This is a genomic window from Zhouia spongiae, from assembly GCF_022760175.1.
Taxonomy (GTDB): domain Bacteria; phylum Bacteroidota; class Bacteroidia; order Flavobacteriales; family Flavobacteriaceae; genus Zhouia; species Zhouia spongiae.
The window spans coordinates 2,823,681-2,846,773 of sequence record NZ_CP094326.1 but is presented as its reverse complement, the minus strand read 5'-3'; the positions used below and the strand labels follow the sequence as shown (position 1 = coordinate 2,846,773).

Genomic DNA, 23,093 nt, shown 5'->3' with positions numbered 1-23,093 from the left:
AAGTTATTGATAAATTAGTTAAATATATTATATAATTTCTTGTAATTAAATTTTGAATCACACATAGACCCCCATCTCAACCTTGCATTTTCCCTATAATTATTTTCAGATTCCAAACTCTTTATGTTTAATATAAAATGTGTTAATTCATCGATATTAAAATCTTTTTCAACTAATTTACCGATTGTGTTATCCATAATTTCCGATGTACCGCCTACATCAGTCGCAAAACAAGGTATCCCAAAAGAAAGAGCCTCCATAATACTAACTGGAACTCCCTCAGTTTCACTTATATTAATAAATAAATCAACACCTTTATATTTGTAACCGGACAACACTTCATTATTACTTATTCTACCTGGAAATGAGCACTTAATATTTTTAGGTAGTGATCTTGATTTATACTTAAGTTCTTCAAGCAATGGTCCATCTCCATAATGGATCCAATTAATATTCTTCTTCTTTATTTTTGATAGGGCTTCTATTATTAAGTGTACCCTCTTTATCTTAATAACATTTGAGCAACTGACTATATTGATAACATTAAGGTCGGGGGTTGGATTTAATCCTAAATCATTTACTCCTAATCTGTTTATAACAAAATAAACATTAGAAGATATTTCCCTCAACCGAGATGCAGAATCATTAGAAATAGGTAAGTATTTGATATTTTTTTTACTGACTACTCTATGTCTAATTAATGGAATATAATTAGCATGGCGTTTAAAATTAACTTCTCCTCCATGCACTCGAATAAATATATTTTTATTATACACATTAAATAAACCAATAGGATAATTATTCCAATAAAAATATATTATCGTGTTGGATGTAATAGATTCCTTAAACACATTTTTAAACCTTGAACTGGCAAGAATACTTCTATATGCGATTAAATGTAATATCCATTCTTTAAGGGAGTATTTTTTATCAATAGAATTTAAAAATAAACTTTTCAAATCCGATAGGTAAGGTAATAACGGGCTTGTATTAAATATTCCATTTAGAAATCTTCTAACATAATTTCTTTTTATGAATGGTTCATGATAAATAACATTAGAAGGTAAACCATCGATTGGTATATCATTAGTATCCTTTAAATACAAAGGATAAATTTCAATATCAAAATACTTGGACAAAAATAATACTTCATTATGAAGAAACGTTTCAGTATTACCATAAGGGTAACTTGAAGAAAAAATGATTATCTTTTTTTTAGTCATCACCACAATTTACCTTAGATTTATACTTTTTCAAAATCATATTTCTACGATTATTTTTCTCTACAATCGCAGCTACTAGAAGAAGAACAAAAAAATAATTTCCATAAGCAATTCCCTTTAAGTTTAAAATAATGATCCATATCATTACAAAAGCTATATATATATTAAATGATTTAATTTTAATCAACTTTTTAATGATTTTACCATAATATATTAATACAAGATAAAACAATAATGTAGATATAATGCCAAAATAAAATATCAATCTTATAAAACCAATATCTGTCCCCATATAATATTCTCCAGTTGGCATCAACATTTTTCCATCTCCATAAAACCATGTTTCAATATTATCAGGAAAAATATACATATCTAAAGCTTTATTAGTTGATGAAGTAGATATTTCTCCTTCTGATAAAAAATTAATAAAAAGCTCAAAAATAAATCCATACACTACACTCAATCTATCTAAGTCAATAAATGATTTGGCAACTAAGAGAATAATAGGAATTGTAATAGCCAATATAATAATGAGCTTAATACCTCTTCTTAGCAATAAAATAATATTTACTTTTTCCAAAAACATCTTCATAACTAAACCAAGAGCAATTGCAACAAAGAATGTTCTACCTGTAAGAACCCCTCCAACCAAAATCATTAACAAACAAAACCAATACAAGTATTTATTCTTGGATATGATTAATTTCTTATCATAATAAGGTAAAATAATTAACGAGAAAAGCGCAAGTCCATATTTAATAACACCAGAAAAGAAATTACTACCAATCCCCATAAACCTCTTATTTAGCAATCCTATCCTTGAAATCAAACCTTCGTTAGCCGTCTCATTTAAAAATGACAAATAAGTCTCATAAATACCTGGATTAGTAAAAAAGAAAAATGATATTAAGCTTTGAATAACGGCAAGGAATACAATTAGTTGTAATAAATAGGCTAAATTAAATCTTTTAATGTATTGATGCCCAAACCATATTATTAGGTAAGAAGAAAAAAAACTTAGAAAAGTATCTGCAATAGTTTTAAAAAAATATAAATCATTACTTCCGACTCTTAACTGTGCAAAAAAAACAAGAATTAAAATTATAAAAGTTAAAAAGTAAAATTTCCAAAAACCAGAGGCTCTAATAATTTTAATTCTAAAATTAGGTGTTACTATAAACGTAAAGAATCCTATAGCCTGAAGGACACGATCCAATGGAACAGGTATTGCTTGTAAAAAAATAGGATATATATATATAAATGCAATTATAATTAATATTAATTTTGCCATTGTCCTTTCTTAAAATACGATAATTAATAATGGTATTAAAAACTACTATTGCCCTTTATTGATATATGTTAAATTAATTTTAAATTTCATCATCAATATTAAAAATTTCAAAGCTATTTTTTCATTTAATATTGAGGAAATGAATTTATATATTTTAACGATGCGTCTGTTTTTGGTTTGACTAATTCTCCGATTGTAAATATTTACCTTATTATTAATATTTAATTCTTGATCATCTAAGGTTTTAATTTTTCTCATTTCTCTTGCATCATCATTCGTGAAAAATCCTCGTTGCACAACTTGAACCATAAATTTTGAAAAAGTATTACTTTTTATCGAACTCATTATTGAGCCAGGTGTAATCCTATATTGCAATAACCTTTCTTCCATTATTTCAACTTTTCCCTTCCGGGCTATTTGGCTCCATAAAAAATAATCTTCAAAATATTTACCAATACATTCATTATACCCTCCCAAACTTATTGCTAACTTCCTATCGAACACTACTGTAGGATGTTTAAATGGATTTCCTACATTATTCATATATTTTTTTAAAAACTTATTTCCGGTATATGGTATGTCTGTACAAACCTGATTTCCAAACCTATCAATTACAGTTACCGCTGTTCCTAATAATTTTACATCTGTATTATTTTTTAAAAAATTTAGCTGCTGCTTAAAACGATCTGGATGAGCTATATCATCTGCGTCCATCCTTGCTATGTATTTCCCCTTAGCATATTGAAGACCTATATTTAAAGAAACTGCCAACCCTTTGTTTTCCTGATCTATTACAAATATTCTATCATCATTATATGATTCTATTATTTGCAAGGTATTGTCTGTAGAACCATCATTTATTATAATAAATTCGAAGTCTGAAAAACTCTGATTAAGAATACTATCCATAGCCTCCTTCAAATATTCTGAACCATTATACACTGGCATTACAACACTTAACTTCATAAACTATTCATTAACTTCAAATTCACAAATTATTCATGTACTACGATTACGATCTCTAGAATGTTTTTAATTATTTAATTATTGTTAAAAAAGTGGCAACATTTTTTCTAGATAAATTTATTTTCACATCATCCTGATTAATATTTAAGTTTGCATTTTGTGATTCTTTATTGGACTCCCTTACATCAACATTAGCAAAATATCTACTTAATAATATTGAAGAAAAAGCTACTGAATTATTTTCAAAACTAGCCGTTAAGTATTTGTATGCATTCAGTATGGTTGGCCTAATATCTCCTTCAAACTTATTAATATTTATTTCAAAGCTCTCGAGGAGGTTTGAGATTTTAACCCAATATTCTAAATTAGCTATTGAATAGCCTAAAGGTAGTGTTCTTTTAAGTTCCAAAGGTTGACTTCCATCCTTTCTGAATTGCTTTTTTAATAATCTTAACAAGCTATTTTCATATATTTTATTAATTGCAATGGAATCATTAATAAAAGCATGGTAAACTAATCTTTGCAAATGATAGGAAGTTCCAATATTATTATTTAAACTCATTCCCTGCCTTCCTTGTTCGCTTGTTTCCATCCAATTTAAAAAAGTTTTAAACCATTCCTCTATTTTTAAAACATTATCATCAGTAATATAACGACTCTTTTTCATTAATTGTAGCCCATCAATCATATCTATAAAAAAACGAGCGTCTACGATTCCCTCAATCCTTCCATTATTAACTCCTTTAATAAATTGAGCATGTTGTAAGTTAGGGTTCATCTTTGTTTCCGGATGGATAAACCATGTTCTTAACATCTCACCTCCCTTTTTCGCATATTTTTCATCACCTGAATAAAAATAAGCCAATCCAAGTATCTTAATAGAACGGCAAAACCTAACCAGATTGTAATTATCGGTAATCACTTTAACCTCTAGATTAACAACACCGTCTTTTCTAATATAAGGAACTTTATTATTCTTTGTTGTATCAGGCCACCAATATGTTGCCATACTCACATAATCATGGATATCAGCAGTTACATCTGTAATTTTTTTTGAAGTCACCCTTGGAAAATACCTACTATTCCTAACCGAATCTGCTACTTCAATAAGTAAATTATAGGCTTCATTATAGTTTTCTGATTCAGAAGATGCAATTTTTCTTTTAATTCTCTGTATATCTTCATATTTGAATGAGAATGTTTGAGAGGCTAAAAACTGAATAGTAAAGAAGCAAAAGATAAAAACAACATTTTTCCTCATATAATCATAGATTATTATATAAACGAATAATTTTTATTTAGCACTATCGTCTCTCACTATAAATGTTATACCTATACATATACTACCCCTTATCTCCAATTAGTTTAACCTTTTCAAAATCACTCAACCATGTATTAAAAAAGTTTTTATTTTTCCCATAGCTATTATCAAAAATAAAAATCTCCTTATTTAATAAAACGGATAGGATAAAACCATGTAGCCTTGTAGAGTACACTTTATCATACTCATTTATAAATTTGATTCCTTTATTTATTTGTTTGTTCTTATAATTCCTATTTTTCAAACCATGGTTATCATCTACTAATTGACATAGAAATGGTATTTTCAATAGTTTTTTAGATCCAATTATTTCTGCTCTAATTAAATAAGCCTGAATTCTTCTAATTAAAGTACCCTCTTTATAAAAACCAGGCCAATCTTTTTCCTCAAACATATCACCATCTGATAGCAAGCTTTGCTTAATCTTATTAAGTAATTTAACATTACCTAATTCTTTATCGTACCTTCTCATTATTAAAGTTTTATTTGTTTTCACTTTTGTTTGCTTTGAGGAAAGATCAACAAAGAACGCCATGTCGGGCATCAACAGAATTGTGCAATTATAGAAATGTTTTTTTGCTAAATCGTATGATACTGTATCCCTAACACATATTATTAAATCTGGGTGTGAGTTATATAACTCCGCATCCCTAGACAAGTTGCCCTGATTATTATAATGTATTGTTTGAGGAAAAATTATTATTCTATTATTCTTAAATTTTGAAATTATATTATTTCTAAACTCTTGATTAACTTTCCATACATCCCCAAAATTTCCTCCACCATGTAATAATATAACTTTACCTTCCGATATCTTAGACTCCTGATAAGTGTTTAAATTACAGCTATATATCAATTTATGATTTATTTCTTGAAGATAACTAAGCTCTCCTTCCCAAATTAATAAATCACCTATATTTCTATGATTTGGTAAATCCAATAAAACGTAATCAGAATTTACATACTTAGTAAGCTCTTTCCTTACTATATTTTTAAGTCCTTCTATTCTATTTTTATTTACAAATTTCATTTTTATCTGTTAGTGATTGATTTTATTTCTATTCTTTCTATAAGTGATTTTATTAATAATTTATTATCTACAATCAATAATAAAACTATTAACACTAAAAAACTTAAAGAATAAATCTCATTCTGTATATATGTTACAAATAAGCTAACTATTAACAGAACGCCATATTTAATACAAATTTTCCAAGGGAAATTTAATTTTATAATCTTTTTCGTTGATTTAATTCTTATAATAAATAGAGTTATATAACCAATAGCACTTGCAATCGCTATTCCCCACAACCCAATGAGCTTCACTAATAATAAGGCTAGAACTACATTTACTATTCCACCAACAATTGTCGTTAGAAAAACTTCCTTGGTTTTATTAGCCCCCAAATAAAAAGCTCCATAAAATCCGGAAAAAGATAGAAATGCTACACTAACATATAACAAAGGCATGTACAACCATGACTCATAATAATCTTTGCTCAACAAAAAATCTACCATAAATTGAGAGCCTAGAGATAGTACAGCTACTAGTGAAAATTGGATTTTAATTAAATTTTGTAATATTTTTTTATAGCTTTTCTTATCCACCTTCTTTTGATGATCAACAATAGCTTTTTCTTGCCAAGCCAAGGTAAAAACCTGATTAACCATCACTAATATTACAGGAAATCTTCCAGCCATGGCATAAATTCCATTTGCACTAACTCCGATAAAAATCAAAATAATGTATTTACTCGCAGAGTTTATTAACCACCAACTTATCGTATTTGGCACTAAAGGCAGAGAATAGGATAATAATGATTTAATATATAAAAAGTCAAAACATCTAAATTTTATGAATATGCTTAATTTAACCCTCCAAAACAAAAATAATGAACCTATCACATAAGCTAATATGTTCGAATAAAACAATGCTTCCAGCTTTAAACCTAGATATATTAAAAAAAAGATATTGCATAGTAAATATGTTATTGTATACAATAACCCACTAAATGCAAACAATTTATTCTTCCCAACCCCTCTTGCTACCTGTTGCATATATGGATAAACCATTGCTGAACAACATACAAGTGTAACCAAAAACTGCCCTCTTAATGGATAAACTAAAAATAAAAAAAATGATAAAAGACTTGTAATGACGACATTAAAAAGCAACAAAATTAAACTGTTGGTAATAATATTTTCCCTTTCTCGTTCATCTTTATTTGTTAATAACCATCTAAAGACACTATCGGAAATTTGCAATGTCAAAAATGGTACTAATAAATTTATTCCAGTAATTACAATATCAAAATAACCAAACTCATCTTGATTAAGGTAATAGCTATAGATGGGAACTAACAAAAAAGCTAAAACTTTAGAACCAAAAGTCCCTATAGCATAAATAAAACTTTTTTGTAAAAGACTATTTGATTTACTATTCCCCATATTCCATTAATATCATTATAATTAAAGCATTATAATAATCTTTAACAAATGTATTCTGAACACAATGTAGAAGTACCGTTTAATTATCTTCTCCGATCTTGTAATAAACGAATCCTATGTCCTTTAATTGTTGTTTGTCTAATATCCCTCTTCCATCAAAAACAAATGCCGGTTTTTGCATCTTATCATATATATTTTGCCAGTCGTAGGTCTTAAACTCGTCCCATTCCGTAAGTACTGCAATAGCATGTGATCCTTCGCAGGCCTGATAAGGATCTTTGCAAACCTCTAAACCTTCTCTGTTTTCTTCTGCCGTGCGGGTGTTTAAATAATCCAGATTCGCATACATGCGTTCTGCTACAACCTTTGGATCGTATACACTAACCCTGGCTTGTTCATTCAATAAATCGTCAGCTACATAAATGGCTGCAGATTCTCTGGTGTCATTGGTATCTTTTTTGAAAGCCCAACCTAAGAAGGCTATTTTCTTACCCGATACGGTGTTGTATAATGTACTTACGATATTATCTGCAAAGCGTTTTTTCTGATGATCGTTCATGATAATTACTTGCTCCCAGTAATCTGCCACCTCATTCAATCCATAGGTCTTTGCAATATATACCAGGTTGAGTATGTCTTTCTGGAAGCACGATCCTCCAAAACCAACAGAGGCTTTTAAAAATTTAGGTCCGATACGGCTATCCATTCCAATAGCTTTTGCCACCTCGTTTACATCAGCACCAGTTTTTTCACATAGTTCCGACATTGCATTGATGGATGATACACGTTGTGCTAAAAAAGCATTTGCTGTTAGTTTAGACAGCTCAGAAGACCAGATATTGGTAGTGAGTATTTGTTCTTTTGGAACCCAGTTGGCATATACATCTACCAAGGCTTGAATTGCCTCTTGTCCTTCCGGGGTAGTATCACCACCTATTAATACCCGGTCGGGATTCATTAAATCGGGAATAGCCGTTCCTTCGGCTAAAAACTCAGGATTGGAAAGTATCTGGAATTTAATTCCGTTACCATTTCCTGTATTATCCAATATATTTTTAATGGCCGATGCTGTCCGCACCGGTAATGTCGATTTTTCTACAACAATTTTATCATCTTTAGCCACCTTTGCTATCTGTCGTGCACAAAGCTCAATAAATTTTAGATCGGCAGCCATTCCCTTTCCTTTACCATAGGTCTTGGTAGGTGTGTTTACCGACATGAAAATCATTTGCGATTCGTCTATAGCCTTATCCACATCGGTAGAAAAGAACAGGTTTCTTCCTCTTGCTTCTGCTACCACCTCATCCAAACCCGGTTCGTAAACCGGTAATTTACTTATATCTTCATCATTCCATGCAGCTATACGATCGGCATTGATATCAACTACAGTTACTTTTATATCTGGACATTTCTGTGCTATAACAGCCATGGTTGGTCCGCCTACGTATCCGGCTCCAATACAGCAAATGTTTTTTATTTTCATGGTATTTGTAATGCTATTTTTTGAATTCTAATTCTGCTACATTTTGACGTAATGCTGTACTTGAAAACCTATGTTCTCTTTTATTATAGTGCAGCTCAATCGCTTTTTCTTCACAATAAGATCTACCCGTGTAATTCTTATCCTTATATTCTTCTCCTATAATACGCACATCTATTTTAAAAGCACGGAGTATATCTTCAAGGTCCTGTTCGGTAGTATAAGGAATGATTTCATCAACAAAAACACACCCTTTGAGTTGTATATATCTCTCTACCACTGATTGTGAAGGTTTATTTTTTTCAGGACGATCAATGGTGGGATCCGTTTGTAGACCCACTATCAAATAATCACATTGCTGTTTTGCCTCTTCTAACATTTTTATATGTCCGGCATGAAGTAAATCGAATGTGCTAAAGGTAATACCTACTTTCATTTAATTATTATTAAAACTAAAACCTCTTAGTTTATTTTACATAAAAAACAACGACTCACTCTTTTACATATTACGTTCTTTGACCGTTATTTTTAAACAGCGTCAAAACTACATAATATTTTAGAGAAGTTGTAAGGGAAAACGGATTTTTTGCTTCTGGTTGTTGGTTTGCTCTTAGCAGTAGGCAGTAGGCAGTTCGCAGTCAGCAGTATTCAGCAGACAGTCTTTTAAGTTATGGTGTTAAGGAGATGTAAAGTTTGTTCGGTGAGTTTAGGTTTGTATGGATGAATAGTTATTGTATTTAGAAGTCCTTCTTATAATTAACAATTGATTCATATATTATTACTTCCTTTCTTTTGCCTTGACGCAAAAGAAACAAAAAGTCAAGCCTTAGGTTTTCGGCGATCCACTAGTTTCTTGAATCCTAAATCAAACGAACTCACCTGTTCTTTGGAACAGTCTCAAACAGCGTTTGATTTCAACGGATTCGTCGAAAAGTGGGTCCTCGCCTGCCAAACCCTAGGGCGGGATTTTATTTCTATATACCTATAAATTTATCCCGATGTAAGGTTATGGAGTTTGAAATTTGAAAGTTTGTTACGATTTTTGATTGGCGATTTGGATGGCGGTTACCAGTCATACAGATTTCTCAATCGGCTATCGCCTCATGTCGAAATGACGGGGAGATGTTTTTTAATATAGTTATACAGTTAACCTGTTATGTTGTTATACGATTATGGGGTGATGCAGTAGGCAGTCTTTTATGTGATGGTGCTATCAAGTTATGGTGTTAAGGAAATGTAAAGTTTGTTTGGTGGGTTTAGGTTTGTATGGATGAATAGTTATTGTATTTAGAAGTCCTTCTTATAATTAACAATTGATTCATATATTATTACTTCCTTTCTTTTGCCTTGACGCAAAAGAAACAAAAAGTCAAGCCTTAGGTTTTCGGCGATCCACTAGTTTCTTGAATCCTAAATCAAACGAACTCACCTGTTCTTTGGAACAGTCTCAAACAGCGTTTGATTTCAACGGATTCGTCGAAAAGTGGGTCCTCGCCTGCCAAACCCTAGGGCGGGATTTTATTTCTATATACCTATAAATTTATCCCGATATGAGGTTATGGAGTTTGAAATTTGAAAGTTTGTTACGATTTTTGATTGGCGATCTGGATGGCGGTTACCAGTCATACAGATTTCTCAATCGGCTATCGCCTCATGTCGAAATGACGGGGAGATGTTTTTTAATATAGTTATACAGTTAACCTGTTATGTTGTTATACGATTATGGGGTGATGCAGTAGGCAGTTGGCAGTAGGCAGTCTTTTATGTGATGGAGTTCGCAAGTCTCCATGAGATCAACACGCCCTATCAACGCTAAGGCTCGTGAAGACGAATGCTTGTTATGCTATAACATATCTTATTTACTCTTTGTTCTTTTTTCTTTACTCTATTCCATTTTCTTAATACTCAATACTAGTGCTTAATATAAAAAACCAAACATCCATAAGGGGATTTTATTATGAAAACCATATTCTATTTCATCTGCAGCAATAAATGCATTTGTCATTCCTTTAATTTGCTGATTGGTTTTATTTTTTCCTCCTATTTCAAAGGTATATATGCCATCTACAACAAAATCTCCTTTATCAGCATACTCCAGTTGATGATTATAGACCAACTGATTTACAAAAAAAGTCTCTCTTAAGCTCCCTATATCTACTTTATCCTGAGCCAATAGATAATTTAAATTTGTGTTCTCTAGGTAAATTTTAGACGGTTTCTGCAACTTACTAATTCCATTAGCTTGTTTAAAGAGGTTATTGGTAAGCTTTACTTCTTCTAAATAATGCATATAACCCAGCAAGGTAGTACGTTGTATATTTATTTTAATACTAAGCTTACTTACATTAGGTATAAATGGAACTGATTGGGAAACAATATAAAGCAACTGTTTAATTTTAGGCACATAGTTAATATCAACCCCTCGTAATAACGGCAATTCAATTTCCAACATCAGATTAACAACCTCTCTCAGTCGTAAATAATAACTCTCCTTTCCCTCGAAATGATATGGATAATAACCCGACTTTAAATAAGATTGAAAATAAGCTAACGGCCTTATTTTTTCTAACACTGCCTCAGAAATACTATCATGGTTTTGTAATATGTATGGTAGTGTAAGGGGCTTAAACTCAACTCCTGTTTCTAGCACTAAATATTCACGAAATGAAAGTCCCTGGAGGTTATACACGATAGCCCTCCTGCTTAAGTCTGCCCTGGCATTTAATATTTCTAACAACGAGGAACCTGTAAATACAATTTTAAGTTCAGGAAAATCGTCATATATATTCTTTAACTCCTGAGACCAATTAGGATATTTATGAACCTCATCTAAAAAGAGGTACTTTCCACCTGTCTTTGTAAAATGATCTACTAAATCTATAAGCTTGTTATCTGAAAACCAAAAAGAGTCTAAACTAACATATAAGGTTTTATCTATTTCATCTTTTAGGTTTAACTTGATGTATTGCAACATAAGTGTAGTTTTTCCTACACCCCTGGCGCCTTTTATTCCAATTAATCGAGCATCCCATATTATATCACTCATAAGAGATCGTACTAATTTAAGCGGAGTGGCTTTTAATTTTCTTTGAAATTGTTCTACTAATCGATCCATTGTTCTCTACAAAATACATTTATACTCAAAAAATGTTTTCTTTAACAAACAAATATATTATTTTTTGTTTTATACAACAAACAAATCATTGGGTTTAGCAATCTCTTAAAAGTTTGAAAGTTGGTTTTTGTCAAAAGACCGAAGTCAGGAGAGTTTTGATTAACGATTGATAATGGATTATTGGTTGTTGGGGTTATGATGTTATGATGTTATGGTGTTATGGTGTTATGGTGCTTTATGTTCATTTTATTCGTGAGACCTCTATTGTTTGATAAGGAACTCATGAATGCTAAGCATTTGTATTCGATACCTTGTCTATTGTTTTTCAAAGGTTCTCATGATGTGCTGCGCAGTTCTTGATGCAAAACGAACCAAAAAATCAAGCCTTGCCTTTTCGACGACCTCATGGAAGCTCGAATGTTAAATTAAACGAACTCCCCACGCTAAGGCGTGACTCAAACAGCGTTTAATTCTTAACACATTTCTCACTTATGAGGTGCCCGCCTGTAAAGAGGACTATGGCAGGTTTTTATATGTAAAAATTGAACTAACGTTTTTTATTTAACGCTTTAAACTTGTTTCAGAAGTATATTGGTTTTAATTGTGATGGTTTTATTTATGTTCATTTTATTCGTGAGACCTCTATTGTTTGATAAGGAACTCATGAATGCTAAGCATTTGTATTCGAGGGGTTCCCTATTATTTTTAAAGGTTCTCATGATGTGCTTCGCAGTTCTTGATGCAAAACGAACCAAAAAATCAAGCCTTGCCTTTTCGGCGATCTCATGGAAGCTCGAATGTTAAATTAAACGAACTCCCCTCGCTAGGGTGTGACTCAAACAGCGTTTAATTCTTAACACATTTCTCACTTATGAGGTGCCCGCCTGTAAAGGACTATGGCAGGTTTTTATATGTAGAAATTGGACTAACGTTTTTTATTTAACGCTTTAAATTTGTTTCAGAAGTATATTGGTTTTAATTGTGATGGTGTTACGTGGTTATCTTGTTATGATATTAATTTTACAGATTCTCAATCGGTTATCGTCTTTTGTCAGAACAGCTCCTGAACCAAGCAGTCTGCTCTCTTTTAGATACATTTTTTACACTTCTGACAAAACACTCAAAATATCGGGTTAATCATTTACAAAAGAGCCAGTTCTTTGTCTTTTTCTATACTATACAATAACTTGATAATACCATCTGAGAGTCCGATTTTAGGGACATGTATCTTTTTAGCTCCGCTCCACTTGGAAGCATTCAGGTAAATACGTGTCGCCGGAATAATCACATCGGCTCTATCCGGATTCAGTCCCAGTTCGGAAATGCGGTCTTCGTAGCTCATTTCTTTTAAGAACTGATATTGCGCATTTAAAAAGATATATGATAACGGAGTACCCGGTTTGCGGCCACTCATCTTAAACAGCTTATTGATGTTACCGCCCGAGCCGATAATTTCTACTTTCTTATACTCCTTCGTTTTCTTTTTGATCCATTTTTCGATATCTCTCCATACCTCTTCTGTAATCATCTCATTCAGCAATCGTACCGTCCCTATCTTATACGACCGGGAGGCCAATACTTTACCGCTGTTAAAAATGGTGAATTCTGTACTCCCCCCGCCTACGTCTATATATAAATAGGTTTTATCTTTTTCGATAAGGGTATGCAGATCTGTCGATGCTATAATCGCAGCTTCCTTTCTTCCGTCTATAATCTCAATATTGATCCCCGATTTATCGCGAATGGCTTCTACAAGTTCGTTACCGTTATTTGCTTCTCGCATTGCCGATGTAGCACAAGCCATATATTTTTCTACATTATGCACTTTCATAAGTAGTTTAAAGGCTTTCATAGCTTCGACCATACGGGTTGCATTGCTTTTAGATATCTCTCCTACGGTAAATGAATCTTGTCCCAGGCGAATTGGAACACGGACCAACGAACTTTTTTTAAACTGGGTATCTTTTCCTTCTGATTCAATAACATTGTTAATTAACAGTCTAATAGCATTCGATCCTATATCGATAGCGGCAAATTTTCGGATTTTCATTCGCTTACATTTTATTTGCTGAAATCGGGTACCGGAATACCTGATCCATTCGGGTCTGACATTTATTTTCTTTCTTCAGGGCTACTAATATATCTATTTTTTAATTTTCTATCTTGGTCATTTTTTTCAGATAATATTCGTAGGTAGCTATCTGCGATCTTACCTTTACATTGTTATTTTTACGATAGGCATTATCTTGTTTTACAGAATGTATCCTGGCTTTTACATTATCGCTCCAGCAGATATTAAAAGTATCTATCAGTTCTTGTTTAATTTCTTCGTTGTAGATCGGACATCCTACTTCTACCCTGTAATCGAGATTTCGGGTCATCCAATCGGCAGAGGATATATACACCTTAGGATCGCCCCCGTTATTGAAAATGAACAGACGGGGATGCTCTAAATATTTATCTACCACACTGATCGCTTCGATATTATCACTCAATCCGCTGATACCCGGTACCAGGCAACAGGTGCCCCGTACGATCAACTGGATTTTAACGCCGGCCTGGCTGGCTTCATATAACTTATCGACCATCTTATAACTGGTAAGGCTGTTCATTTTTAGTTTTATAAACGCTTCCTTCCCGGCTCTCGCATTCTGAATCTCCTGCTTAATCAGTTTTGAAAATACACTTTTGGTATAATGTGGCGATATAACCAAGTGTTTGTACTTATGTACCTTATAATTGGTATCGAAAAAGTTAAATACTTTTGCTATCTCTTTCAGTATCGGCTGATGGGAAGTGAATAGCGTATAATCGGTATAGAGCCTGGCTGTCGACTCATTAAAATTACCTGTACTGATAAACCCGTAACGCATTATTTTACTTCCCTCTTCTCTTTCTATCAGACATACTTTAGAATGGACCTTTAATCCCTGGACACCAAAAATAAGTTTGATGCCTTCTTGCTGTAACTGTTCTGCATATTGAATATTGGCCGCCTCGTCGAAACGTGCCTGTAATTCTATTTGAACGGTTACTTCTTTACCGTTTTTAGCAGCATTGATCAACGAGCTGGCAATCTGTGAATTTTTTGCGAGGCGGTATAAGGTAATTTTGATCGTTTTTACCTTCGGGTCTAAAGCTGCTTCCCGCAATAGTTTAATCACATATGAGAATGTATGATACGGAGCATAAAGCAGGTAATCTTTTTTACTGATCTGCTCAAGTAAACTCCCCTCCATACGCAATCCTTCAATCGGCAATGGCGGATAATGTTTATACATCAGATCGGTTCTTCCAAGACTTGGGAAATTCATAAAATCGCGACGGTTGTGGTATCTCCCTCCGGGAATTACACTATCCGTTTCTTCTATTTCCATTTTGTCTTTTAAGAACTTCAGGGTGTCTTTTTCTATCTGATCGTCATATACAAAGCGTACCGGCTCGCTGATTCGACGGTCGCGGACACTGGAAGATATTTTTTCGATAAAACTCTTTGATAAATCGTTATCAATATCAAGCTCTGCATCACGGGTGATTTTAATCATATGTGCAGACAGCGATTCGTAATCGAAAATACTAAAGATACTACCCAGATTATACCGGATCAGATCGTCTAAAAAGATGATATAGCTTTTATCTCCCTCCTTAGGCAATACAACAAAGCGGTCGACAGTTCTCGGAATTTCGATCAGGGCATATTGCACTTCATTGGTTACATTGGTAAAAAACCTATTCACCCCTTTGGGTTCATTCTTGTTTTTCATAACCATTTTTACAGCCAGGTACCCTGCACTGTCCTTTAGTAAAGGAATTTTATCGAGATCATTCAGAATGATGGTCACCAATGCCGGACTTACCTTCTCCAGGAAATAACTTTTCAGAAACTCCCCTTGTTTAGGGCTTACGTCATTTTCATTAATCATATAGATATTCTCCTCATCGAGTAGCGACTCTATCCTTCTTAATATGGCCAGGCTTTCTGATTGCTGTTTGATTACTATCTGGGTAATTTCATCGAGTAACTCTTTGGCATTGACTCCCCCCAGGAAGCTTTTCCCTGTTTTTCCTGCTTGTGCAATCCGCTTTACAGTGGCATAGCGGACTTTAAAGAACTCATCCAGATTGTTTGAAAATATACCTACAAACCGAAGTCTGTCTATTAAAGGAACTGTTTCATCTGCAGCTTCCTGAAGTACTCTTGCATTAAATTGTAACCAGCTTATCTCACGATTAACATACTGTTTCTGTACTGTATTCATATATAATATGTGAGGTCTTTGTGTAATACGTTTATTCTTTATCGGATCGAGGTTTAAAGTTAACGGATAAATGTTGATGAACAAAGTTTGTTTGTTAGTTTATTTTACAGGGGTTTGGAGTTGTTATCGAGTTATCATGTTATGATGTTATGGGGTGAGGCAATCAGCAGTAGGCAGCGGGCAGTTGGCAGTGAGCAGTAGGCAGTGGGCAGCGGGCAATCGGGAGGTTGGAGTTGTGTTTATATGTCATCTACCATAAAAAAGCCCGCCTGAACCTGAGATTCGCAGCGGGTAAAACCTAACCATCATTATTCGGTAAACACTATTCTTCTTTTTCTAATGCTATTTCACGGATCATTAAATTATTTCCCTTGGTGGCTTTCGCCTTTAAGATTAATTTTCCATCATTACTATCTTCCCTCATTACATGAAACTTAACCCATTGTCCGCCTTTTGTGCTGTGGGCTCCTAACTGTACTTTTCTGCCTTCAAATTCCACGATACCTTCTCGATCCTGCTTATTCCAATCGTCAAACAAAACATAAAAGCTACCCAGCATTCCTTCCGGACATTCCATTGTGATCGTCATTTCTTTACCATGCCAGGCCGTTCCTTTATCATCTTTCCATGTTCCGTCTGCTTTTACATTATACTTCACTTCTTTTTGAATCAGAACCTGATCACTTGTGCCTTCCCAAGTGACACTTTCATTTTCTGTCTCGAGGTTTTTAGCTGCAAAAACCTGGAGAACTGCATTTTTAAACGCTCCTTTAACGGCCACATTATCTGCCTTAGGGATATATGGAAACAATTCTTTCAGGGTGTTCTCTGCGATAGGGGTTGAAGGTTTGAAGTCGACTGACCCTACATAAGATTTAAGACTGTATAAAAGTTGTTTTGCCACCGGTAAATCGCTGTTAGCGATATTAAAACCGCAAACCAATAAATTCCCTTTACCCACCTTGAACTCAAAAACAGCACCTTCTTTATTGTTTCTATGAAAATCGTCTACTACCTGCGCAATAGGCTTATACAACTTTGGAGTGTCGTTCAAAATAAATCCTTTAGAACCTTTCATTATCGTTTCCCATTGCCAATCGCTATGGTAGTCGGTTACAAACTTGTTAAAGGCCGCATGTTTATCTTTAATTAATAGTCCCAGGTTGGTCTTTCCTTGTCCGGGGAAGAAAGTAAGCGACCAGTACAAGGGATTAAAAGAAAGATTAGTACTCGTTTCTTCCGTCCCCAAATTATTAGCCAACAACAATACATTTTTTCCTTTCTTTAATGCTTCAAGCGTTTTTTTGTCGAGCATTTGAGAAACTATAATATCTTTATCGTCAATTTCCGGCACAGCAGTTGGATATACCCATATATGCCATTCGTTCTTGAATTCCGTACCTTCAAGTGCTACCGAAACTGTTAGTTGCTGTGGCTCCCCTATGGTATTTAACGACTCGGTAATAGTCCCGATATCTGTCAAACTCCCTACCTCCAGATCTTGCACTTCCCATTCTTTACTTTTTAAAATACGCCCTGATGAAGTTGAAATTTTTGCTATGATTTTCCCTTCTTTAATCGGATACCGGCCGTAATGCGATAACTGTATAACTCCTTTAAACTGCTCTTCGGTTGTCCACACGAATTTTTCCATACGCAACAAAGGAACGGTTTCATTAAAATGTGCCTTAAATTTCTGAGGGGTTGTTATCCCCTTGCTTTCCCAGTTAGCATCTAACCAGCCGATAAGCGCTTCTCCCTGTCCCTGGTAATCCTGCATACTCAATAACTGCACTCCGGCACAGCTTTTTGTTCTTAAAAAAGATTCTGTTTCGTACTTGTACATGATCTGGTTTAGCGCACCGGAAGCCATTTTAAAATCATCCGCCTGATCGGCTATACCGTTTTTCTCCGCTACCGCTTTAAATTCCTCGAAATTCCTGGCTTTTAAAACACCTTTATACTTCGCTATTTCACTCCATGACGGATACACCGGCCATTGCCCTATCTCATGGGCTATAATCGGAATATCCATCTGGCTGTATACCTTTTCAAAATCCCAATCGGTATGCGCTCCGTTTAAACCTCTTGTTCTCCCTACATTTTGTATGTAATGAGTGGCCATATAATCGTCTGCTTCGGTAATTTTTCTGGCGGTAGAAACCGAGTAGAGACGTCGGCTATCTTTTTCTTTCAGGTCTTTCACCCATTTTTTCATGACATCAAAATCGGAGTTTCCGAGTTCATTCCCAATACAAAACATGGTGAAGGAAGGATGGTTCCCGTAATAATCGACTACGCGATTCATTTCTTCTACTACAAACTGATCGCGCTCAGGATCTTTTCCAAGTCCCTGAGGAAAGCCTTTGGTATTCATTTCAGGACGTCCGCGCTCGGTATTGTCGACACTCATCCACCAATCGATCCAGATAGAAGCTTCCGCCTGTAAATAGATCCCTACCCTGTTGGCGGCTTTAAAAGCAGCTTCAGGGGGGCACCATGAATGGAACCTGGCATGGTTTAAACCATAGTCTTTATAAATTTTAAATATCCGTACCCAGTCTTCCACCTTAGCTGACGGGTAACCTGTCTGCGGAAAATGCACACAATCGAGGTTTCCCCGTAAAAAAACCGGGGTATCATTGATAAGCACATTGGTGCCGTTATGACTTATTTTAAGATATCCGAACTCGGTTTCTTTAACATCATTATATTTTCTTGTGTTAAGGTCGGCAGTTAAAATATACACGGACGGATCGAATTCATTCCATTTTTTCAACACCCCATTCAAATCTATAAGGACATTTTTCTGTTGTGTTCCTTCCTCCAGTTTATAGCTTACTTCAACTGATTTCACTACTTTTTCACTGCCTAGTTCTCTGATATCTAAAGTGAGTTTACCCTTTTCTTTTTTAGCTGCTGTAATATCCAGTTCGACACCTAACTGATCGCTATCCAACATTGGGAAAGTGCGGATTTTTGAAATAAAAGTAGGATCGTGTGCCGTTAGCTCCATTCTTCCTACAATCCCGTTCCAAATACTTTGTGTATACGCTCCATACGCATGCCCCTTATCTCCTATATTGTGGATCATATCGTTATTCACCGCTATTTTAAGCCGGTGTTTACCGGGAGTAAGAACACCCAACTTATGGATATGAGGTGTCCCCAGGGCATCCTGTGTGCTTAATTCTACATCGTCTATAAATATTTTAGACTGCCATAAAACACGTTCTAAAAAGATCTGAATCTGTTTATGCTCCCATTCTTCAGGAATATCTATAGTTCTTTCAAATACGGCAACACCGAGATATTTGTATGTTGGTGTCAGCACTCCAAAGTCTGATCCGGTTGTTTTTAAACCATAACCCTGCCGGGCTAATGACGATGGTAGTTTAATAATTCCTTCCCTTTTGTAATCGGTTGTATTTGCTATCTCTGGCCTGTTTTTACTCAGGGTTACCTGCCACTCCCCTGAAAGATCAAGAACGTTTTCCTGAGCGTGTACAAATACCAGATTGAGAACCAGTGTTATGAATATTGTAACGTTTTTAAACATAATGAGTTAATTATTTTTTATCCTTGTTGTTGAATGTTATCATAAACCATATGGAGGTGTATATGGGCCGACATATGGTAACGGTCATTCCCTAAAGCTTTATTTAATGTCGCTTCTGCCAACTCATAATTCCCTTGTCCCAACTGACCTAACCCGATCAGATAATAACAATGAATTTTATTACGCTTACTCAGGTCTTCTTCCCAGATCAGTAAATCCGGTAATGAGACTGCAAAATAATCTAATGTAACATCATCGTTTATATGTGACTCGCCATAAGAAATCAGGTTATCGAATCGCTGTTTTGCTTCTTCGTGCCTGCCTAGTTTTTGCAATGCCAGGCCCTGGTAAAAAATCTTATCGGGCTGTTGGTCATTATAAAACATCGCTGGACTCGGATCGCTTAATCCTTCAGATGCTTTTGTCCAATACTGTATAGCTTTATTCGTTTTTCCCAGTTTTTCATAGGTACACCCTAACCAATAAAATATATCATTCTCCTGGGCTCCAAATAATTTTCCTTCTCCCAGGTTATGAGGATATTCCTGTGCCGCTTCTAATAAAGCTATGGCGCTATCGTATGCTTCGAGCTTAACGGAAGCCTTGGCCAGTTCGACAAGTACGGTTATATACTGGAAAGGCACTTTCCCCTCTCCTCCTTCCCACGGATGGAACTGACGTTGTTTAATACCCTCTAACGCCCGCTTATAATCTCCTTTAAAGTTATTCAGGGTAATCCACTCCAAATACAAATCGTCTCTCATTTTGGTTGATTCAAAATTTGACTCCAGTAAATGAAGACGGTCTTTTAATGGCATATTTATTTTTTTATACAACTGATCTAACTCCATTAATAAACGAGCATCATGAGGATCTAATTCAAAAGCACGTTCCAGATGTGTTCTGGCCAATTCTCTTTGCCTGGTTTTATTGAAGTATAACAATGCTAAGTTTCGATGACAAATGGCATTTTCTCCATTCAATGCTACTGAAAGCTCCCAGCAGTTTTGAGCTTCTTTATATTGTTTGAATGCATACCAGAAGTTCCCCAGATAGTAAGGAGCCATTGCATCTGACGCATTATTACGCATAGCTGATTGTAACACCACAACTTCTTCTAAGCGATTCGGAAAACAATAATCGCCGGGCATAGCTGATGCCTTCTGATAGGCTGCCTTTGCCTTTTCCGACATTCCTTTCTGCTCATAATACCATCCTGAAAAATAGGCGATCATCGGATAAATAGTATCTTTTCCGTCCGCATGCACTTCCAAGAGGGCAATAGCTTCATCAAAATGTCCGGCCTGAGCGTAATCTAAAGAATACTCCATATAATTATGAGGGTTATCGCGTATTAAATCTTTAAAATATACAAGATCCTCTTCTTTTGCACTCAAAAGGTATTTTTCAAAGAGCACACCAAAATTAAAGTTATCGATAGCCAGAGACTCTCCGACCAATTGATTGGCTTGTTCAGTTCTTTGCATTGTTCTCAACAAAAGCACTTTTAAGTGCCGTGCCTTATGGTTATGCCAGTTTTTAACAAGTGCCTTGTCTACCAGTTCCAGGGCTTTATCCGTATTGCCTCTTAAACAATCTATCTGGGCCAGGTGAAAGTATCCGGCATCTTGCCAGGCGGCATTCCAGCAAGCCTTATAAAAAGCGGCATAAGCTTCTTCCTTCCTTCCCAGGAAATTTAAAGCAAGTCCTTTATTAAAGTAGGGCTCTCCATCGTATGGATTCGGATTGCGTTCGGTTAGCGTCTCAATGGCTCTGTCGAAATACTTCAAAGCTTCTTCGAACTTGGCACGCCGAAGGTACCACAATCCCATGGCATTGTTGCAACGCACATCGCCGGGTTCGCGTGAAAGCGCTTCCAGATAATATCTGGTCGGATCGTAAGTAGCATGCCTGTATTGTTCGAGATGTAAACCGCGAAGGTATAATTGTTCTGTACTTGTTATTTCTTCAGGTTGCTTAGCGGCTTTGGCGGCTTCAGGAATTTCTATATCAGTAGTAACCTCCGGCGACCACGACACCAATACTTTACCATTAGCAGCAGTCAAGACAGCAGTCAGGTCTTCATATACTGTTTGCCCTACTGCAATGTTTTTTTCAAAGCCATTTTTCGGGCACAAATCCAATGTTTCCTCAAAGAGGATTTTTTGTGTATTACGCAGGCTAACATTACAATTGCTATAAACAGCTGTTACGTGTATTTTCAGGAGCGCCTCTCCATCCTTAAGTTCCAGATTCAATAATGCTTCTTTGGTAGCATTTTTAACAACACCCACATTATAATAAGGCATAAAATATTGTTTAAAGCCTTTCTCTTCATAGGGATGTAACCATGAAAAATCGGGTTGATTGTCAGTGTATACACCACACATAAGCTCGATATATGGTCCGTCTTCGTCGGTTAGGTTTCTGTCCCAGGCATGTCCGAAATCGCCATTACCCCATGTCCACTGTTTTTTACCCGGTGATATATGATGGTCGGCTACATGCAACAGGCCTCCTTTGGTGTCATTCTCATATCCTCCTACAAAATCATAATCAGAAGTAATAGCCATATACGAAGTAGGTACCGGTATGTTTTTATACCTCGAAATATCTGTTCCCGGAGCATAATTCACCTTATAATATTCTCCTTTGGCTATAGGAAATTCTGATACATCGCGTTTGCCATGATCAAATACAGCATGTACATCCGGAGGAAAAACCGATTGGTAATGATCATTAACGGCCACTGCCGGATTGGCCCACCATAAAAAAGTCTGCGGATGAGGCGTACGATTATACAGCTGTGCTTTTATTTCCAGATACGCCTTATCCGGATATAAAGTGAACCCTGCCATTCCTTTGGTTCTGAACATCCGTTCCAGTTCACTAACCCAGACCGTTATACTGCCGTCTTTATTTTTTTCTATATTAAAATCAGTCGGATCGTAGGTACTCGGACGGTGATGTTGTGGCCAGTTAAACTCTATCCCCCCGGAAATCCAGGGTCCGGTTAATCCCACCAACGCAGGTTTGATCACCTGGTTGTAGTAGACGAAGTGGCGGCTTCTTACTTTATCGTAAGCCATTTGAATTCTTCCTCCCAATGCGGGAATAATCATTATTTTCACATAGTCATTTTCGAGAAAAACGACTTCCCACTCTTTATAGGTTCTTTCATCACTTATAGACTCAATCACGGGATTCGGATACACTACTCCGCTACTGGCCTGATATACCCGTTTATCTAAAAAAACAGGATACTTTTCAGGCTTCCCTACTTCGTAAGTAGGTATGATAACAATATCTTTCCAGGCTTTAACCATACTCATAATTAACGCTAGCTATTCATATTAAACTTTATACGCCGATTAAATAACCAGCTTCATTTTATAATCGAGATTTCAATATTCCGGGAGTCTCAGGCTTAT

At 35.1% G+C, this 23,093-nt stretch carries 13 protein-coding genes; all 13 read right to left on the bottom strand.

All coding sequences use genetic code 11. The features are described from left to right. Positions 1 to 14 precede the first annotated feature (14 nt). Positions 15 to 1,223, bottom strand: coding sequence for a glycosyltransferase (locus MQE36_RS12420; RefSeq protein WP_242936298.1), 1,209 nt, complete (start codon positions 1,221 to 1,223; stop codon positions 15 to 17). Beyond that, entirely contained in the window at positions 1,216 to 2,514 is a 1,299-nt protein-coding gene (locus tag MQE36_RS12415) for a hypothetical protein (RefSeq protein ID WP_242936297.1), read from the bottom strand. Before MQE36_RS12415 ends, MQE36_RS12420 begins: the two co-directional genes overlap by 8 nt. A gap of 45 nt (positions 2,515 to 2,559) precedes the next feature. After that, on the bottom strand, positions 2,560 to 3,480 hold the full coding sequence (locus MQE36_RS12410; RefSeq protein WP_242936296.1) for a glycosyltransferase family 2 protein: 921 nt from the start codon (positions 3,478 to 3,480) through the stop codon (positions 2,560 to 2,562). A 70-nt stretch (positions 3,481 to 3,550) separates the two neighbouring features. Further along, positions 3,551 to 4,741, bottom strand: a complete 1,191-nt coding sequence (locus MQE36_RS12405) for an alginate lyase family protein (protein ID WP_242936295.1) — start codon at positions 4,739 to 4,741, stop codon at positions 3,551 to 3,553. Between the two features lie 82 nt (positions 4,742 to 4,823). Next, the gene (locus tag MQE36_RS12400) at positions 4,824 to 5,831 is read right to left on the bottom strand and encodes a polysaccharide pyruvyl transferase family protein (RefSeq protein WP_242936294.1); all 1,008 of its coding nucleotides are present in this window, start codon (positions 5,829 to 5,831) and stop codon (positions 4,824 to 4,826) included. Positions 5,832 to 5,833: 2 nt separating this feature from the next. Next, entirely contained in the window at positions 5,834 to 7,249 is a 1,416-nt protein-coding gene (locus MQE36_RS12395) for a lipopolysaccharide biosynthesis protein (RefSeq protein WP_242936293.1), read from the bottom strand. A gap of 79 nt (positions 7,250 to 7,328) precedes the next feature. After that, a complete protein-coding gene (locus MQE36_RS12390; RefSeq protein WP_242936292.1) occupies positions 7,329 to 8,732 on the bottom strand; it encodes a UDP-glucose 6-dehydrogenase in 1,404 nt (467 codons plus the stop codon). 13 nt (positions 8,733 to 8,745) lie between these two features. After that, positions 8,746 to 9,165: an adenylyltransferase/cytidyltransferase family protein gene (locus tag MQE36_RS12385; protein WP_242936291.1), complete on the bottom strand. Its 420-nt coding sequence runs from the start codon at positions 9,163 to 9,165 to the stop codon at positions 8,746 to 8,748. A gap of 1,482 nt (positions 9,166 to 10,647) precedes the next feature. Next, positions 10,648 to 11,775 carry an ATP-binding protein gene (locus tag MQE36_RS12380; RefSeq protein ID WP_242936290.1) on the bottom strand — a complete coding sequence of 376 codons (1,128 nt, stop codon included), beginning with the start codon at positions 11,773 to 11,775 and terminating at the stop codon, positions 10,648 to 10,650. 1,210 nt (positions 11,776 to 12,985) lie between these two features. Beyond that, positions 12,986 to 13,894 carry a Ppx/GppA phosphatase family protein gene (locus tag MQE36_RS12375; protein WP_242936289.1) on the bottom strand — a complete coding sequence of 303 codons (909 nt, stop codon included), beginning with the start codon at positions 13,892 to 13,894 and terminating at the stop codon, positions 12,986 to 12,988. A 100-nt stretch (positions 13,895 to 13,994) separates the two neighbouring features. Then, complete coding sequence (ppk1, locus tag MQE36_RS12370) at positions 13,995 to 16,103, bottom strand: polyphosphate kinase 1 (protein ID WP_242936288.1); 2,109 nt, start codon at positions 16,101 to 16,103, stop codon at positions 13,995 to 13,997. A gap of 322 nt (positions 16,104 to 16,425) precedes the next feature. Further along, complete coding sequence (locus MQE36_RS12365; protein WP_242936287.1) at positions 16,426 to 19,662, bottom strand: glycoside hydrolase family 2 TIM barrel-domain containing protein; 3,237 nt, start codon at positions 19,660 to 19,662, stop codon at positions 16,426 to 16,428. Positions 19,663 to 19,679: 17 nt separating this feature from the next. Next, positions 19,680 to 22,994 (bottom strand): DUF5107 domain-containing protein, encoded by a 3,315-nt coding sequence (locus MQE36_RS12360; protein ID WP_242936286.1) that lies wholly within the window; start codon positions 22,992 to 22,994, stop codon positions 19,680 to 19,682. Positions 22,995 to 23,093: the final 99 nt, after the last annotated feature.

Excerpts from the sequence above, each read along its gene's own strand:
- MQE36_RS12420 (WP_242936298.1), bottom strand. The coding sequence starts at position 1,223 with ATGACTAAAAAAAAGATAATCATTTTTTCTTCAAGTTACCCTTATGGT.
- MQE36_RS12415 (WP_242936297.1), bottom strand. The coding sequence starts at position 2,514 with ATGGCAAAATTAATATTAATTATAATTGCATTTATATATATATATCCT.
- MQE36_RS12410 (WP_242936296.1), bottom strand. The coding sequence starts at position 3,480 with ATGAAGTTAAGTGTTGTAATGCCAGTGTATAATGGTTCAGAATATTTG.
- MQE36_RS12405 (WP_242936295.1), bottom strand. The coding sequence starts at position 4,741 with ATGAGGAAAAATGTTGTTTTTATCTTTTGCTTCTTTACTATTCAGTTT.
- MQE36_RS12400 (WP_242936294.1), bottom strand. The coding sequence starts at position 5,831 with ATGAAATTTGTAAATAAAAATAGAATAGAAGGACTTAAAAATATAGTA.
- MQE36_RS12395 (WP_242936293.1), bottom strand. The coding sequence starts at position 7,249 with ATGGGGAATAGTAAATCAAATAGTCTTTTACAAAAAAGTTTTATTTAT.
- MQE36_RS12390 (WP_242936292.1), bottom strand. The coding sequence starts at position 8,732 with ATGAAAATAAAAAACATTTGCTGTATTGGAGCCGGATACGTAGGCGGA.
- MQE36_RS12385 (WP_242936291.1), bottom strand. The coding sequence starts at position 9,165 with ATGAAAGTAGGTATTACCTTTAGCACATTCGATTTACTTCATGCCGGA.
- MQE36_RS12380 (WP_242936290.1), bottom strand. The coding sequence starts at position 11,775 with ATGAGTGATATAATATGGGATGCTCGATTAATTGGAATAAAAGGCGCC.
- MQE36_RS12375 (WP_242936289.1), bottom strand. The coding sequence starts at position 13,894 with ATGAAAATCCGAAAATTTGCCGCTATCGATATAGGATCGAATGCTATT.
- ppk1 (WP_242936288.1), bottom strand. The coding sequence starts at position 16,103 with ATGAATACAGTACAGAAACAGTATGTTAATCGTGAGATAAGCTGGTTA.
- MQE36_RS12365 (WP_242936287.1), bottom strand. The coding sequence starts at position 19,662 with ATGTTTAAAAACGTTACAATATTCATAACACTGGTTCTCAATCTGGTA.
- MQE36_RS12360 (WP_242936286.1), bottom strand. The coding sequence starts at position 22,994 with ATGAGTATGGTTAAAGCCTGGAAAGATATTGTTATCATACCTACTTAC.